Here is a 15,268-nt window from a genome sequence, read left to right on the forward strand (position 1 = left end):
CGCCAGAGCAGGCACAAAATAAGCGATTCATGCGGGGATGATCCTTGACCGAAGAGAACGACACGCCACCCGAGCGCCCGATATTTGACGGCCCCTCGATCACCATCGAAGAGGAGATGAAACGCTCCTTCCTCGATTACTCGATGAGCGTCATCATTTCGCGTGCGATCCCGGATATTCGCGACGGGTTGAAGCCGGTCCACCGGCGCATCCTCTATGCGATGCATGAAACGAACAACAGCCACGACAAGGCGTTCCGCAAATCCGCCCGGCCCGTGGGCGACGTGATGGGGAAATACCACCCCCATGGCGACAGCGCGATCTATGACGCGCTGGTGCGGATGGCGCAGGATTTTTCCATGCGCCTGCCTTTGTTGATCGGTCAGGGCAATTTCGGCTCGATGGACGGGGATAACCCGGCGGCAATGCGCTACACCGAAGTGAAAATGGCCGAAAGTGCTGCTTTCCTCCTGGGGGATATCGAAAAAGACACGGTCGATTTCCAACCCAACTATGATGGTAAGGATAATGAGCCGGTCGTGCTCCCTGCCCGTTTCCCGAACCTGCTGGTCAATGGCACGGGCGGGATCGCTGTGGGGATGGCAACGAATATTCCGCCCCATAACCTTGGCGAAGTGCTGGATGCCTGTGAGGCGCTGATCGACAATCCCGACCTTGATAGCGCGCAACTCATCCAATACGTCCCCGCGCCCGATTTCCCCACCGGGGGGATCATTCTGGGCCGGACAGGCGCCTACAAGGCCTATACCGAGGGGCGCGGTTCCGTCATCATCCGCGCCAAGACGAAGGTGGAGGAGATCCGAAAGGATCGCTACGCCATCGTGGTCGAGGAAATCCCCTATCAGGTCAACAAATCCACCCTGATCGAGAAAATCGCGGAACTTGCCCGCGATAAAAAGGTCGAAGGCATCGCCCATGTGCAGGACGAGTCTGACCGGTTCGGCGTGCGCGTGGTGATCGAATTGAAGCGGGACGCAACGGCGGAGGTCGTGCTCAACCAATTGTTCCGCTTCACCCCGTTGCAAACCTCGTTCGGCTGCAACATGCTGGCGCTGAATGGGGGCCGGCCAGAGCAGTTGACCCTGCGCGCCTTTATCGACGCTTTCGTGAAATTCCGCGAAGAGGTCGTCGCACGGCGCACCGCATTCGAATTGAACAAGGCGCGGGAAAGAGCACATGTTCTCAGCGGCTTGGCCGTAGCTGTTGAGAACGTAGACGAGGTCGTGGCGACGATCCGCTCCTCCCCCGATGCGCCAACCGCGCGCGGACGCCTGATGGAGCGGCGCTGGCCCGCCGCCGCGATTGCCGATTATATCCGGCTTGTCGATGACCCGTCCCACACCATGAACGAGGACGGCACCTACAATATGTCAGACACGCAGGCGCGTGCGATCCTTGATCTGCGGCTGCAACGCCTGACAGCGCTTGGCGTCAAGGAAATCACTGATGAGCTGGAAACGCTCGCCGGGAAAATTGTCGATTACCTCGATATCCTGCGCTCCCGTGAGCGGATCATGACGATCATCAAGGATGAAATCGCCGAGGTCCGCGCGAAATTCGCCACCCCCCGCAAGACGGAGATCGTCGAATTCGCGGGCGATATGGAAGATGAGGACCTCATCGAGCGGGAAGATATGGTCGTCACCATCACCAATGGCGGCTATATCAAACGGACCCCGCTGGAAGACTTCCGTGCGCAAAAGCGCGGCGGTAAAGGGCTTGGCGGAATGAACATGAAGGACGAGGATTTCGTCACCACGCTGTTTGTCGCCAACACCCACACGCCGCTCCTGTTCTTCACCACCGATGGTATGGTCTATAAGCTCAAGACGTGGCGATTGCCGCAGGGCGGGCGCAATGCGCGGGGCAAGGCGCTGGTGAATATCCTGCCTATTCAGCAGGGTACGGGCATTGCCGCCACCATGGCCGTGGACCGGGATGAGGAGGAATGGGACGATCTGCAGATCGTGTTCGCCACCTCCGCAGGCACCGTGCGGCGCAACAAGCTGAGCGATTTCACCAATGTCATGCGCAACGGCAAAATCGCGATGCGGTTCGAGGGGGAGCATGAAAACACGACCCTGATCAACGCGCGCATCGCTTCCAATGATGATGATGTGATGCTGGTGACCCAATCGGGCCGTGCGATCCGCTTTCCTGCCACGGATGTGCGGGTGTTCAACTCGCGCGCCTCTGTCGGGGTGCGGGGCGTGTTGCTGAAGGGCGACGATCGCGTCGTCTCGATGTCCGTGATCCGCCATTTCGAGGCGAGCCCGGATGAGCGCGCCGCCTACCTCAAAATGCGCCGCGCCGTGGCGGGTGACACAGAGGTGCCGGAGGATGATGAAGGCCTGACCGGTGACATCAGCCAGGACCGCTATGTGGAGATGTCCGCGTCCGAAGATCTGATCCTCACAATCACCGAAGGCGGCGCGGGCAAGCTGTCTTCCAGCCACGACTACCCTGTGCGCGGGCGCGGGGGCCAGGGTGTTCAGGCGATGGACAAGGCGATGCGCGGCGGCCCGCTTGTGGCCTCCTTCCCGGTCGATATGGACGATCAGATCATGCTGGCCACGGATAAGGGTCAGTCGATCCGGGTGCCCGTGGGTGGCATTTCCTTCCGGTCCCGTGGGGCTGGTGGTGTGCGCGTGTTCAACACCGCGAAGGGCGAAAAGGTCGTCTCTGTCGCGCGCATCGCTGATCAAAGCGACGAAGACGAGGGCACCGCAGAGGAATGACCAGCCCCCAACCGACCCCAGAGGAGGTGTTTACCGATATCTATCGGAACCACCGCTGGGGCCGGTGGGTAAAGGGGGAGCGCCTGTATTTTTCGGGCGCCGGGTCGTACCTGCCTGAAATCGTTGATCCTTTCGTGGAAACCATCCGGCGGTTTACTGCGACGCAAGAAAAGCCCCTCAGCATCACCGATATCGGCTGCGGGGATTTTCAGGTGGGCCAGCGGATACGTCCGCTCTTTGGCCGCTATACGGCCTGCGACGTGGTGCCTGATCTGATCCGCGACAACCGCCCCCGTTATCGCGACCTAGAGGTGATTTTTCGCCATCTGGATATCACCTGTAGCCCCGCGCCGATTGCGGATGTGATCCTGGTCCGGCAGGTGTTTCAGCATTTGTCGAACGCGCATATCGCGCAGGCGCTCGCCAATATCACCGGGCGCTGCACGCATTTGATCGTCGCGGATATCCGGCCCAAGGGCAAAGACTGGCCCGTGAACCGTGACATGCCGACCCAGACCTATACGCGTATGACCGATAACAGCGGCCTTGTCTTGACAGAGCCGCCATTTTGCCTGCGCCCGGTCGGACACACCACCCTGTCGCGCATCCCCTGTGACACGGGATGGCTGGAGACGATCCATTACCGATTGCGCTGATGCTTTTCTTTGGCGCGCGTATGGCCTATCTCACGCGCTATGACACAGATTGAACCCATCCATATCATCGGCGGCGGCATGGCCGGATGCGAGGCTGCATGGCAGGCCGCAAATCTAGGCGTGCCGGTCGTGCTCCATGAAATGCGGCCCAAGGTCGAAACCTTCGCCCATCAGACGGACGGATTGGCAGAGTTGGTTTGTTCTAACTCTTTCCGCTCCGACGATGATGAGAGCAATGCCGTGGGCCTGTTGCATTGGGAAATGCGGCAGGCCGGCGGCCTGATCATGTCCATGGGGGATCGGCATTCGGTGCCTGCGGGTGGTGCGCTGGCGGTGGACCGCGACGCGTTCTCCGCCGATGTGACGGCGGCGATTGAGGCGCATCCGCTGATTACCATCAACCGTGATGAAATCGCGGGCCTGCCGCCAGAGGATTGGTCGAGCGTGATCATCGCGACCGGCCCGCTGACCTCCCCCGCGTTGGCCAATGCGCTGTTGGACTTGACGGGTGAGGAAAGCCTCGCCTTCTTCGATGCGATTGCCCCCATCGTCTATGCCGAGAGTGTGGACCTGTCGAAAGCGTGGTTCCAATCGCGCTATGACAAGGGCGACACGCAGGAGGAACGGGAAGCCTATCTCAACTGCCCGATGGATGAGGCGACCTATAACGCCTTCCTCGATGCGCTGCTCGCCGCTGACAAGACCGAATTCAAAGAGGGCGAAACCGCTGGCTATTTTGAGGCCTGCCTTCCCATTGAGGTGATGGTGGAGCGGGGCCGCGAAACCCTGCGCTGGGGCCCGATGAAGCCCGTGGGCTTGACCAATCCGCATCAGCCGGACGTCAAACCCCATGCGGTCGTGCAATTGCGCAAGGAAAACAAGATCGGCACGCTCTACAACATCGTCGGTTTCCAGACGAAGATGAAATACGGCGCGCAGGCCGAGGTTTTGCGCATGATCCCGGGGTTGGAGAACGCGGAATTCGCGCGATTGGGCGGTATTCATCGCAACACATTCCTCAATTCCCCACGCCTTCTGGATGAGCGGATGCGGCTCAAGGCCCGGCCATCCCTGCGCTTTGCAGGGCAGGTGACGGGGGTTGAGGGCTATGTCGAAAGCGCCTCCATGGGTCTGCTTGCAGGGCGGCTCGCGGCCTATGAGCGGCTGGGAGTGGACGCCCCCCTGCCCGGCCCGACGACCGCAATTGGCGCGCTTCTCAATCACATCACCGGTGGGGCCAATGCTGAGACATTCCAGCCGATGAACGTCAATTTCGGCCTGTTTCCCGAATTGACTGCCGATGTGCGCCGGGGCCGCCGGGGCAAGGCGGAGCGTAAACGCGCCTATACCGACCGTGCAAAGGCTGACTGGCAAAGCTGGCTCACGTCACTCCCCCTTGGACAAAGGCCCGCTGCCGAGTAACCTGCCCATGGGGAGGCAGGACATGGCAGACAGGTTTCTGGACAAGGTTTACACGCTCGGCGCCGATACACCGACTGAGGTGCTCTATAGAGAATGGGCCGCGACCTATGACGCGGAGGTGACGGAAGCCGGCTATGCCACGCCGGGTCGCGCGGCGGAGGCACTTGCCTCCGTCGTCGATGATAAGGCAGCACCTATCCTCGATATGGGCTGCGGGACGGGGCTGTCGGGCATCGCGCTCCGCTCCGCCGGGTTTGAGGTGATCGACGGTGTGGATCTCACGCAAGAGATGCTCGATCAGGCGGGGCGTCTGACCCTTTATCGTGAGTTGCGACAAACGGATGTGAGCGATCCATTGCCCTTCGCATCCGGCACCCATGCCCATGTCGCCGCAATCGGGCTGTTCAGCCCGTCCCATGCGCCCGCGGGCACGGTTGATCTGGTGCTGCGCTATCTTTCGCGCGGGGGATGTTTCGTGTTCTCCCTGAACGATCACGCGCTGGCCGATCCGACCTATGAGGGCGTGATCCGCAACTGGGTGGATTGCGGGGCCGCGCGTGTCCTGTTCAAGGAGTATGGCGATCACCTGCCCAGCGAGGACATAAAATCGGTGGTATATGTCCTCCAAAAGAGTTGAACGGTTCGCCCCCTCCCCGACCGGGCTTTTGCATTTGGGGCATGGGTTTTCCGCGCTCACGGCGGCGGACGGCGCGGATCGCTTCCTGCTCAGGATCGAAGATATAGACCGCGCCCGGTGCCGGCCCGCCTATGTGACGGCCCTTTTTGAGGACCTCGCGTGGTTGGGCCTGACATGGGAAACGCCTGTCCTGCGCCAATCAGAACGGCGCGCGGCCTATGATGCTGCCGTCGCGCGATTGACGGAACTCGGCCTGACCTATCCCTGCACCTGTACGCGGGGCGATATCAAGGCAGCCTTATCCGCCCCGCAAGAGGGCGCGCCACTGCACGGGCCTGATGGGTTGATCTATCCCGGCACCTGCCGACATGCGGGGCGGGATGCCGAAGGAGCCGCGATCCGGCTCGATATGGCCCGCGCGGTGGCGATCACCGGGCCGCTCCAATTTAAGGAATTGGACAATCCGGATGGCCCAAATGGTACGGTCACGGTGACCCCCGATCACATGATCCGCGAGATTGGCGATATCGTTCTGGCGCGGCGGGATATTGGCACGAGCTATCATATCGCCGTCACCGTGGATGATGCGGAACAGGGGATCACGCATGTCACGCGCGGGCAGGATCTGTTCACGGCGACACCGATCCACCGGCTGTTGCAGGTGCTGCTGGGCCTGCCCGAGCCGATCTACCGCCACCACCGCCTGATCCGCGATGATCAGGGCAAACGCTTGGCCAAGCGGGACGATGCCCGCGCACTGCGCGCCTATCGGGAGGCAGGCATGACCCCTGCGGCGGTCATTCGGTTAATGGCGCCATAAGCTCGACCACCTCCCCATCGCGCACCGCACGATAGAAACAGCTTCGCCGGTTGGTGTGACAGGCCGGGCCTGTCTGCGTGACCATCAGAAGCAGGCAATCCGCATCACAATCATAGCGTAACTCGTGCAATCGCTGCACATGACCTGAGCTTTCGCCCTTGCGCCAGAACGCCGCGCGGGAGCGGGACCAATAGGTTACCTGCCCCGTCTCAAGCGTTTCTGCGATGCTTTGCGCGTTCATCCACGCCATCATCAGCACCTCCCCCGTCGCATGATCCTGTGCGATCGCGGGGATTAGCCCGGCCTCGTTGAAACGGAGTGTTGCCGGATCAAATGTCTCACCCACGGGATGCTCCCCTTTTCAGCGCTGGAATTTGCCCTTACCTATAGCGGTAATTGCGGGCCGCCAAGGGGACATCGGCTATGAGCACGGATCAGGACCTGATGAAACTCTATTCGCAGCGCATTCTGGCGCTGGCGGCGGACATTCCGCATCTGGATCGGCTGACGGATGCGGACGCGACGGTGATGAAACGCTCGCCGCTATGTGGGTCCACGGTGACCGTGGATGTGTCGGTGGATGAGGACGGCCGGATCAGCGATTTCGGGCAAGAGGTGAAGGCCTGCGCGCTTGGCCAAGCATCCGCGGCGGTGTTTGCGGCGCAGGCTGTGGGCCGGAGCCTTGAGGAAGTGCGCGCGGCACGCGACGCGCTCCGCGCCATGCTGAAGTCCGACGGCCCGGTGCCAGCAGCGCCGTTCGATGGCTATGAAAGCCTGCTGCCCGCGCGGGACTACCGCAATCGCCATGCCTCCATCCTGCTGGTGCCCGATGCGACCGTCGCCGCACTTGAGGACATCGCGGACAAAAAAATCGCCGCAACCCAGTAAGGGCGCGGCGAGAAGTGGCAATCGGGTGGAGGGGCCAATCCAACAGCGAGGCAAGCTGAGGATCACGAATTTCACCGGGACAAGATGAAGTGCCGTCCCACCAGACCGCAGGCAGTTGGAATTTCTACATCAGACCGGGGGCCATAAGCGCCAAACCGATCATCGCGGTCACGGCACACACACCCAACACATCAGCGATGGTTTCGCGGGCATCATTGGTCAGGCTGGTGCGGATCATGCGGATCATTGTTCGGCTCCCGTTCTCTCTGGTTGCCTTAATGTTCTATTAACGTTCTGCGTGCGTCAACAAAAAAATGGAACATTTGCGAACATGGTGTCACCCCACGGTCAAAAGCCGGATCGCCTGATCCCGATCCATCAACCATAACAGTAACTTAAGCGCCTTGCCCCGATCCGTGGACAGGTCGGGATCACGTTCCAAGGCGAGCCGCGCATCCTTCTGCGCGATGGCCATCAGATCGGCTTGATGTTCCAGATCGGCAATCTGGAACCGGGGCAGGCCCGATTGCGCGGTCCCGATCACATCGCCCGCGCCCCGCATCTCAAGGTCTTTTTCCGAAATGACAAAGCCGTCCTCGGTGTCGCGCATGATGCTGAGCCGTTGTTTCGCCGTCTCTCCCAGCGCGCCATAAAGCAGCAGACAAGTGGACGCAGCAGCCCCCCGCCCCACGCGCCCGCGCAATTGGTGCAACTGGGAAAGCCCGAAAAATTCGGCCCCCTCGATCACCATGATGGAGGCATTGGGCACATTCACCCCAACCTCAATCACCGTCGTTGCCACCAGAACACGGGTTTGCCCCGCGACAAAGGCCGCCATGGCGCTGTCTTTCTCCGCCGGGGGCATCTGGCCATGGACAAGGCCGACGACCCCTTCGCCAAGCTGCGCGCGCAGCGCCTTGAACCGGTCCTCCGCTGCGGTCAGCGTGAGCGTTTCGCTTTCCTCCACCAATGGACAAACCCAATAGGCCTGCCTGCCCTGTGCAATCGCGTCCCGCAATCGGGCAACAACCTGATCGAGCCGCGCGGCAGGCACCGTCACCGTTTCCACCGGTTTGCGGCCGGGTGGTTTTTCATCCAGAACGGACAGGTCCATATCGCCATATTGCGTCAAAGCGAGGGAGCGCGGGATCGGCGTTGCCGTCATCACAAGGATATCGACAGCCTGCCCCTTTGCACCCAAATCCATCCGTTGGCGGACACCAAACCGATGCTGTTCATCAATGATTGCAAGGCGTAACGCGGCAAAGCTCACGTCCCGTTGAAACAGGGCATGGGTGCCGACAAGGATGTCGATCTCACCCTTTTCCAGCGCTGCAAGCTTCGCCTGTCGGTCGCGCCCCTTGTCCCGCCCGGTTAGAATATCAAGCCGGACATCCACACTCCGCGCCAAGGGTTGCAAGCCCTCCAGATGCTGGCGGGCAAGGATTTCGGTCGGTGCCATCAGGGCCGCCTGCCCGCCCGCCTCCACCGCCGCGAGCATCGCCATGAAAGCAACCAGCGTCTTTCCCGATCCAACATCGCCCTGCAAGAGCCGGTTCATCCGAATGGGAGCGGCCATATCGCCCGTGATCTCGGAGATTGCGCGGGTCTGCGCGCCGGTGGGGCTGTAGGGCAGCGCCGACAGCGCCTTGCCACTCAGCCGCCCGGTTGCTTTGCTCGCAATCCCTGCCTTCCGCCGGGCCCGCGCACGCGCGAGCGCGAGGGTCATCTGGTGCGACAGCATCTCGTCATAGGCAAGCCGCCTGCGCGCGGGATGCGCGGGGCTCAGTTCAGCTTGGGTCGCCGGATGATGCGCCTGATGCAGTGCGGCGTTGAAACTGGGCCATTCCTCACGCGCCACGACGCTCGGATCGGCCCATTCAGGGCATTTCGGCACCCGGTCCAATGCGGCGATCACAGCCTTCGTCATCTGCTTTTGCGACACCCCTTGGGTCAGCGGATAGACCGGCTCGAAGGATGGCATCGCTGCGGCGTCGGACAGGGGCAGAATGTGGTCGGGATGCACCATTTGGGCAATACTATCAAACACTTCGACCTTGCCCGACACGATCCGCCTTTGCCCTGATGGCAGGTGGCGTTGCAGCCATTCCGCGCGGGCGTGAAAGAACACGAGCTGAAAATCGGCCTCCGCATCGCGCACCATCACGCGATAGGGCCGCCCCTTGATCCGGGGCGGATGGTGCGCGCCAATCTCCACCTCAACCGTGACGGTGGCGGGAAAGATCGCGCCTTGGATCGTCGGGCGAATGGCACGGTCGATCCCCTGAATGGGCAAGGAAAACACCAGATCACGCGGGCGCGTCACCCCCATTCGCTCATAGAATTTCAGGGATTTCGGGCCGATACCCGGCAGCCCGTCCAGGGCCGCAAACAGCGGAAAGAGCGCCTCTGGCCGCCCGTCAGACATGATCGGCCCGCCTAGCCATCGGCCAATTCGAGCCATTCATCCTCATTGAGGACGGTCAGGCCCAATTCCCGCGCCTTTTTCTCTTTCGAGCCAGCGCCGGGGCCAGCGACAACGATATCGGTTTTCTTGGAGACGGAGCCGGACACCTTTGCGCCAAGGTTTTCGGCCCGCGCTTTTGCCTCCGATCGGGTCATTTTCTCCAAACTGCCGGTAAACACGATGGTCTTGCCCGCGATGCGGCTGCCATCGGTTGCCGGGGCCGCGACCGGCTCCACGGTCAGGTGGGCCTGCAGGCGGTCGAGGAGCTTGCGCGCCTCCGGCTCATGGAAAAAGTCGATGATCGCCTCTGCCATCACGGCGCCGACACCGTCGATCCCTTCAAGCGTTTCGCGCGCCGATATGTCCGCGTCTGCCGCCTCCATCGCATCGCGAAACACCTCCCAAGCGCCATAGTTTCGGGCGAGCAGCATGGCGGTTGTCTCCCCCACATGGCGGATGCCAAGGCCAAAAATCAGCCGGTTAAGCGGGATCGTGCGGCGTGCGTCGATCGCGTCAAAAAGATTATTGGCGGATTTCTCGCCCCACCCTTCACGGTTTTTAAGCTGTTGCAATTGCCCCGGCCCGAACCGTTCGCGCAGGGTAAAGATGTCTGCCACATCGCGAATCCAGCCATCCGCGAAGAATGCTTCGACCTGCTTTGCGCCCAACCCTTCGATGTCGAACGCCATGCGGGACACAAAATGCTTCAGTTTTTCAACCGTTTGCGCGGGGCAGATCAGGGCACCCGTGCAGCGATGCACCGCCTCCCCCTCCTCCCGCACCACGCGGGAGCCGCAAGCCGGGCAGGTGTCGGGAAACACAAACGGCACCGCGTCGCTCGGGCGGCGGGTCAGGTCCACATCGCTGACTTTCGGGATCACGTCGCCCGCGCGATAGATGGTGACCGTGTCGCCTTCGCGGATATCGGCGCCGCCCCGGATCGGCGCACCTTTCGAATCGCGCCCCGCGATATAGTCCGCGTTGTGAAGCGTCGCGTTTGACACGACGACACCACCAACGGTCACGGGTTGCAACCGGGCGACCGGGGACAATGCGCCGGTGCGCCCCAACTGAATCTCGATCCGTTCCAAGATGGTTTGCGCCAATTCGGCAGGGAATTTATGGGCCACAGCCCAGCGGGGCGTGTTGGCGCGAAATCCAAGCCGGGCCTGCAAGGCAAGGTCGTTTACCTTGTAGACCACCCCGTCAATGTCATAGCCCAGATCGGGGCGTTGGCGGCCAATCTCGGTGTAATGTGCCACCAATGCCGCAGGTGTATCGCAAAGTTTCGTTAGCGGATTGGTCGCGAACCCCAGCGCGGCGAGCCGCTCAATCGCGGCCATTTGCGTCTCGGCCAGGGGTGCGCTGACCTCCCCCCAGGCATAAGCGAAGAAGCGTAAGGGCCGCGCTGCCGTGATGGACGGATCAAGCTGGCGAAGAGATCCGGCCGCCGCGTTGCGCGGATTGGCGAAGGGTTTGGCCCCGCGGGCATCCTGCGCGGCATTGAGCGCCTGAAAATCCGCGTGCGACATATACACCTCGCCCCGAACTTCCAACACATCGGGCGCGCCGGTCAGGGTGGTGGGAATATCCCCGATGGTGCGGGCATTTGCGGTGACATTCTCCCCGGTTTGACCATCGCCGCGGGTGGCTGCGGTGATCAACTGGCCCTGCTCATAGCGTAAGGAGAGCGACAGGCCGTCAATTTTCGGTTCTGCCGTGTAGGCAATCGCGTCCTCAAGCCCGAGGAATTTGCGCACACGACCATCGAATTCTGCCACGTCATCTTCGGAAAACGCATTGCCCAAGGACAGCATGGCAATCGCATGGCGCACCTTGGCGAAGCCGTCCGCCGGGGCGGCACCGACGCGCGCGGCAGGGCTGTCCTCCCGGACAAGATCGGGAAAACGGGCTTCAATCGCGGCATTCAACCGCTTGAGCCGGTCATATTCGGCATCAGACAGAACCGGGTCATCGGCCTGATGATAGGCCAGATCCGCCGCATGAAGGCGCGATGCGAGATCGGCCAACGCGGCCTTCGCACTGGCCGCGTCGAGTGTTGCAGGGTCCAGATCACTGTGATCGGTCATGGCAGGCGTCCCCGAAATATCCTGCCTTATGTGTTAGTGCGCAGGGTGCCCGGGGTAAAGCCGGGTCAGCCCGCCACGGCCAATTGCGGGGCTTTTACCTCACGCGGTGCCGGATCGCGCAGCACATATCCCCTGCCCCAGACCGTTTCGATATTCGTCTCCCCGCCTGTCGCGGTGGCCAGTTTCTTGCGCAATTTACAGATAAAGACGTCGATGATCTTCAATTCCGGCTCGTCCATGCCGCCGTAAAGGTGGTTGAGGAACATCTCTTTCGTGAGCGTCGTGCCCTTGCGCAGAGAAAGCAGCTCAAGCATCTGGTATTCCTTGCCGGTCAGATGCACCGGGCGGCCATCAACCTCAACCGTTTTGGTATCGAGGTTCACGCGGATACTGCCCGTGTCGATCACCGATTGCGCATGTCCTTTGGAGCGGCGCACGATCGCGTGGATGCGGGCGATCAACTCGTCCCGGTTCACCGGTTTCGTCAGATAATCATCGGCGCCAGAACCAAATCCACGCAGCTTGGCGTCCATATCCGTTTCCCCTGACAGGATCAGGATCGGTGTGTCCACCTTGGCCAGCCGCAATTGCCGCAACACGTCATGCCCGTGCATGTCCGGCAGACCAAGGTCCAGGATCATCATGTCGTAATCATAGAGTTTGGCGAGGTCGATCCCCTCCTCCCCCAGATCGGTTGCATACACCGTCAGCCCGGCTGATTCGAGCATCCGCTCAATCGCCTTTGACGTCGAGGCGTCGTCTTCTACAAGCAATACACGCATTCTACCCTCCGACCTAAATGAAGTATTACGACATATTAATCATCCTAAAGGTTAACGTAGCCTTACGACTTCCCCTGGAAAGTGAAAAAAACACTTAACGATATCTTTGCAGGGCCGTGACCCTTAATCCATTGGGTCCATGGGCGGACAAACTGTCGATCCAGCTTTGCAATTCCTCATCGGAAAGGCCGTACACCTCGCAAGCTTCCTCCCGGTCGATCAGATTGCCATTCACGGCCGCCACCACCAGCGCCTTGCGCCGCGCAACCCAGCGGCGCGTGTCGCGTGGCGGTAAATCCGCCCGTGAAATCCGATTGCCCTCATAATCCATCGTGAAAACCGGGCGTTCGTCTTTCTTCAGATACATCAGTTTGTCCTTATCCTGTCACCCCATGGCAAAGGGATTAGGACGCAGGGTTTTAAGCAGGGGTAAAAGCGCCGGTTGTAGATAGGGACAATTCGATTATATATCGCGCGAGTTTCCCCAAAGCCGGAGTGGGCCCCATGGCCAAGCTGAACAGCCTAGGATTTGATCGCGCACCCGAAGACACCCGCGTGCTTGTCGCCATGTCGGGCGGGGTGGACAGCTCTGTCGTGGCAGCACAGCTGAAATCCGAAGGGTATGACGTGGTCGGCGTGACGCTCCAACTCTATGATCACGGTGCGGCCTTGGCCAAGAAGGGCGCATGTTGCGCCGGTCGGGACATTCACGATGCGCGCCGTGTGGCGGAGGTGATGAACTTCCCCCATTACGTACTGGATTATGAAAACAAGTTTCGCGAAAGCGTCATTGACGAGTTTGCCGATGCCTATCTGGCGGGTGCGACGCCCATTCCATGTATCCGCTGCAATGAGCGGGTGAAATTCCGCGATCTTTTGGAAACGGCCAAGGATCTGGATGCCGATTGCATGGCGACGGGCCATTATATCCAGCGCAAAATGGGCGCGGGCGGTGCGGAATTGCATCAGGCGGCGGACCCGACGCGCGATCAATCCTATTTCCTGTTCTCCACCACGCAGGATCAACTCGATTATCTGCGCTTTCCGCTCGGCCATCTGAAGTCAAAGGAAGAAACCCGCGCGCTTGCCGCGAAATATGGGCTGTCCGTCGCGGATAAGCCCGACAGTCAGGATATCTGCTTTGTCCCCAATGGCTCCTATGCTGCGGTGATTGAAAAGCTGCGCCCGGATGCGGCGCAACCGGGGGAGATTGTGCATCTCGACGGTCGCGTGATGGGCAGCCATAAGGGCGTTATCCATTACACGATCGGGCAGCGGCGCGGGCTGGGCATCGGCGGGGGGGAGCCGCTTTACGTTGTGAAGCTCGATGCGGAGAAAAAACAGGTGATCGTGGGCCCGAAAACCGCCCTTGCAACCCGCAATGTCCCGATCAAAGAGGTCAATTGGATCGGCCCCGGCCGATTTGAGGATGCGCCGGAAGGCGGCTGGCCCATTCGGGTCAAGGTCCGCTCGACCCGCCCGCCGAAGGACGCGATCCTCCGCCCCACCGGGCCAAACACGGGCAATGTCGAGTTGTTCCTCGCGGAAGAGGGCGTGGCCCCCGGTCAGGCCTGTGTGTTCTATGGGTTGGACGATACCCGCGTTCTGGGCGGCGGCTGGATCACACGGCCAGAGGTGCTGGCCGCCTGACAAAAACGCCGGAGCATCCCTGCCCCGGCGTGTTCATCTACCGATCAGTCAAAGTTTAGTCGCGGCAGCGCGGCGTGCCATCCCTGTTGAGCCGGTTCATCAGATAACCTTCGACGCCATCGTCGATGATCCAATGCTCACAGCCAAAAGGATCAACCCAGATGGACGGGCGCATCGTCGACAAGGGGTGCGCGTCGAAACCACGGTCGATATCCGGGTCGTCCTCTTGCGAGGTGTTGAGCCGATCGGCAATGCGGCCCGCCTCACTCAGCAGATCGCTGCCGCTGGTCCCGCCACAGGCAGTCAGCAGAAAAGCGCAAACAGTTAGCGCGCCTGCTTTGATGGGATCGAATGCCATGATCAGTTCCTCACATTCACATCGACGCGACGGTTGAGCGCGCGGCCCTCAGGCGTGTCATTCGGCGCGATAGGCTCACTTTCGCCAAGCCCGCGGGAAATCGCGGTGATGCCAAAGCGTAATGCATAATCCGCCACCGCATTCGCCCGGCGCAAGGACAGATCGAGGTTATAATCCTCTGGCCCCTGACTATCCGTGTGGCCGCTCACAACGATCTGGCTTGCGTTGATCTGTTGCAGATAGCGGAAAAACGCGTCGAGTTCGCGGAACGCTGCGGGTCGGATGCGCGCGCTGTCCACGTCGAAATAGGCATCCACATCAAGGGCAAAGGCGGTGGGCGAGGATTGGCGCACGGTGTTAAAGGTCAACTCCCCCGGCACTTCGGATTGCGTCCGTGCTGCCGCAGACTCGATACCGCAAACGGGCGTGCCATCGCGGTTGAGCTTCGGCGTTGCGTAGCCTTCGGCCCCCGTATCGAAAATCCAGTGCTCGCACCCATCAGGGTCGATCCAGGTCGTTGCCGGAATTTCAATCAGCTCGCCGCCCCATGTCCGGTCGCGCGCGGAATCGAACGCGTTTCCAATACACCCCGTCAGGACGAAGGCGACCACCGGTATCACAACCGCAGGGTGTAACCTCATGATTTCGCGCCTTTTCTTGTAGCTCGATAGTGTTGCGGCATCATAGGCATAATGGACGGCCCTGCCAACCGGTTTCGCCTTTCCTTACGCAGGATAAG

At 61.0% G+C, this 15,268-nt stretch carries 15 protein-coding genes; 7 read left to right on the forward strand and 8 right to left on the reverse strand.

Features of this window, described 5'->3' with window-relative positions; translation table 11 throughout:
- Positions 1–44: 44 nt before the first annotated feature.
- Genes gyrA through gluQRS form a run of 5 tightly spaced genes read left to right on the forward strand, consistent with a single transcriptional unit; the run spans position 45 to position 6,294 of the window.
- Positions 45–2,759: a DNA gyrase subunit A gene (gene gyrA, locus FHS89_RS04205; protein WP_281376646.1), complete on the forward strand. Its 2,715-nt coding sequence runs from the start codon at positions 45–47 to the stop codon at positions 2,757–2,759.
- The gene (locus FHS89_RS04210; protein ID WP_184008853.1) at positions 2,756–3,415 is read left to right on the forward strand and encodes a class I SAM-dependent methyltransferase; all 660 of its coding nucleotides are present in this window, start codon (positions 2,756–2,758) and stop codon (positions 3,413–3,415) included. Before gyrA ends, FHS89_RS04210 begins: the two co-directional genes overlap by 4 nt.
- Before the next feature lie 39 nt (positions 3,416–3,454).
- Positions 3,455–4,837: a methylenetetrahydrofolate--tRNA-(uracil(54)-C(5))-methyltransferase (FADH(2)-oxidizing) TrmFO gene (gene trmFO, locus FHS89_RS04215; RefSeq protein WP_184008855.1), complete on the forward strand. Its 1,383-nt coding sequence runs from the start codon at positions 3,455–3,457 to the stop codon at positions 4,835–4,837.
- 22 nt (positions 4,838–4,859) lie between these two features.
- On the forward strand, positions 4,860–5,474 hold the full coding sequence (locus tag FHS89_RS04220; protein ID WP_184008857.1) for a class I SAM-dependent DNA methyltransferase: 615 nt from the start codon (positions 4,860–4,862) through the stop codon (positions 5,472–5,474).
- Positions 5,455–6,294: a tRNA glutamyl-Q(34) synthetase GluQRS gene (gluQRS, locus tag FHS89_RS04225; RefSeq protein WP_184008859.1), complete on the forward strand. Its 840-nt coding sequence runs from the start codon at positions 5,455–5,457 to the stop codon at positions 6,292–6,294. Before FHS89_RS04220 ends, gluQRS begins: the two co-directional genes overlap by 20 nt.
- Here the strand turns inward: gluQRS and hisI are convergent.
- Positions 6,272–6,640 carry a phosphoribosyl-AMP cyclohydrolase gene (hisI, locus tag FHS89_RS04230; RefSeq protein WP_184008861.1) on the reverse strand — a complete coding sequence of 123 codons (369 nt, stop codon included), beginning with the start codon at positions 6,638–6,640 and terminating at the stop codon, positions 6,272–6,274. The genes gluQRS and hisI overlap by 23 nt on opposite strands.
- A 77-nt stretch (positions 6,641–6,717) precedes the next feature.
- On the opposite strand from hisI, the gene FHS89_RS04235 reads away from it, so the two are divergent.
- Entirely contained in the window at positions 6,718–7,182 is a 465-nt protein-coding gene (locus FHS89_RS04235) for an iron-sulfur cluster assembly scaffold protein (protein ID WP_184008863.1), read from the forward strand.
- Between the two features lie 124 nt (positions 7,183–7,306).
- Here FHS89_RS04235 and FHS89_RS16340 read toward each other — a convergent pair whose 3' ends face one another.
- The 5 genes from FHS89_RS16340 to sciP all read right to left on the reverse strand — a co-directional run bounded on the left by FHS89_RS16340 (position 7,307) and on the right by sciP (position 12,888).
- A complete protein-coding gene (locus FHS89_RS16340) occupies positions 7,307–7,429 on the reverse strand; it encodes a hypothetical protein (RefSeq protein ID WP_281376647.1) in 123 nt (40 codons plus the stop codon).
- Positions 7,430–7,519: 90 nt separating this feature from the next.
- Positions 7,520–9,646: an ATP-dependent DNA helicase RecG gene (recG, locus tag FHS89_RS04240; protein WP_246413575.1), complete on the reverse strand. Its 2,127-nt coding sequence runs from the start codon at positions 9,644–9,646 to the stop codon at positions 7,520–7,522.
- A complete protein-coding gene (ligA, locus tag FHS89_RS04245; RefSeq protein WP_184008865.1) occupies positions 9,622–11,739 on the reverse strand; it encodes an NAD-dependent DNA ligase LigA in 2,118 nt (705 codons plus the stop codon). The genes recG and ligA overlap by 25 nt, the downstream gene beginning before the upstream one ends.
- Before the next feature lie 65 nt (positions 11,740–11,804).
- Entirely contained in the window at positions 11,805–12,521 is a 717-nt protein-coding gene (gene ctrA, locus FHS89_RS04250; protein WP_184008867.1) for a response regulator transcription factor CtrA, read from the reverse strand.
- A 94-nt stretch (positions 12,522–12,615) separates the two neighbouring features.
- Complete coding sequence (gene sciP / locus FHS89_RS04255) at positions 12,616–12,888, reverse strand: CtrA inhibitor SciP (protein ID WP_184008869.1); 273 nt, start codon at positions 12,886–12,888, stop codon at positions 12,616–12,618.
- 137 nt (positions 12,889–13,025) lie between these two features.
- On the opposite strand from sciP, the gene mnmA reads away from it, so the two are divergent.
- Complete coding sequence (gene mnmA / locus FHS89_RS04260) at positions 13,026–14,171, forward strand: tRNA 2-thiouridine(34) synthase MnmA (RefSeq protein WP_184008871.1); 1,146 nt, start codon at positions 13,026–13,028, stop codon at positions 14,169–14,171.
- Between the two features lie 55 nt (positions 14,172–14,226).
- Here mnmA and FHS89_RS04265 read toward each other — a convergent pair whose 3' ends face one another.
- Together FHS89_RS04265 and FHS89_RS04270 are read right to left on the reverse strand one after the other, a co-directional pair.
- Positions 14,227–14,529, reverse strand: coding sequence for a hypothetical protein (locus FHS89_RS04265; RefSeq protein ID WP_184009148.1), 303 nt, complete (start codon positions 14,527–14,529; stop codon positions 14,227–14,229).
- A gap of 2 nt (positions 14,530–14,531) precedes the next feature.
- Positions 14,532–15,170 (reverse strand): OmpA family protein, encoded by a 639-nt coding sequence (locus tag FHS89_RS04270; protein WP_184008873.1) that lies wholly within the window; start codon positions 15,168–15,170, stop codon positions 14,532–14,534.
- Positions 15,171–15,268: the final 98 nt, after the last annotated feature.

Source organism: Rubricella aquisinus, assembly GCF_014199445.1.
Classification (GTDB): Bacteria; Pseudomonadota; Alphaproteobacteria; order Rhodobacterales; family Rhodobacteraceae; genus Rubricella; species Rubricella aquisinus.

Excerpts from the sequence above, each read along its gene's own strand:
- FHS89_RS04220 (WP_184008857.1), top strand. The coding sequence starts at position 4,860 with ATGGCAGACAGGTTTCTGGACAAGGTTTACACGCTCGGCGCCGATACA.
- FHS89_RS16340 (WP_281376647.1), bottom strand. The coding sequence starts at position 7,429 with ATGATCCGCATGATCCGCACCAGCCTGACCAATGATGCCCGCGAAACC.
- FHS89_RS04210 (WP_184008853.1), top strand. The coding sequence starts at position 2,756 with ATGACCAGCCCCCAACCGACCCCAGAGGAGGTGTTTACCGATATCTAT.
- gluQRS (WP_184008859.1), top strand. The coding sequence starts at position 5,455 with ATGTCCTCCAAAAGAGTTGAACGGTTCGCCCCCTCCCCGACCGGGCTT.
- FHS89_RS04235 (WP_184008863.1), top strand. The coding sequence starts at position 6,718 with ATGAGCACGGATCAGGACCTGATGAAACTCTATTCGCAGCGCATTCTG.
- recG (WP_246413575.1), bottom strand. The coding sequence starts at position 9,646 with ATGGCTCGAATTGGCCGATGGCTAGGCGGGCCGATCATGTCTGACGGG.
- ligA (WP_184008865.1), bottom strand. The coding sequence starts at position 11,739 with ATGACCGATCACAGTGATCTGGACCCTGCAACACTCGACGCGGCCAGT.
- mnmA (WP_184008871.1), top strand. The coding sequence starts at position 13,026 with ATGGCCAAGCTGAACAGCCTAGGATTTGATCGCGCACCCGAAGACACC.
- FHS89_RS04270 (WP_184008873.1), bottom strand. The coding sequence starts at position 15,170 with ATGAGGTTACACCCTGCGGTTGTGATACCGGTGGTCGCCTTCGTCCTG.
- FHS89_RS04265 (WP_184009148.1), bottom strand. The coding sequence starts at position 14,529 with ATGGCATTCGATCCCATCAAAGCAGGCGCGCTAACTGTTTGCGCTTTT.
- trmFO (WP_184008855.1), top strand. The coding sequence starts at position 3,455 with ATGACACAGATTGAACCCATCCATATCATCGGCGGCGGCATGGCCGGA.
- sciP (WP_184008869.1), bottom strand. The coding sequence starts at position 12,888 with ATGTATCTGAAGAAAGACGAACGCCCGGTTTTCACGATGGATTATGAG.
- ctrA (WP_184008867.1), bottom strand. The coding sequence starts at position 12,521 with ATGCGTGTATTGCTTGTAGAAGACGACGCCTCGACGTCAAAGGCGATT.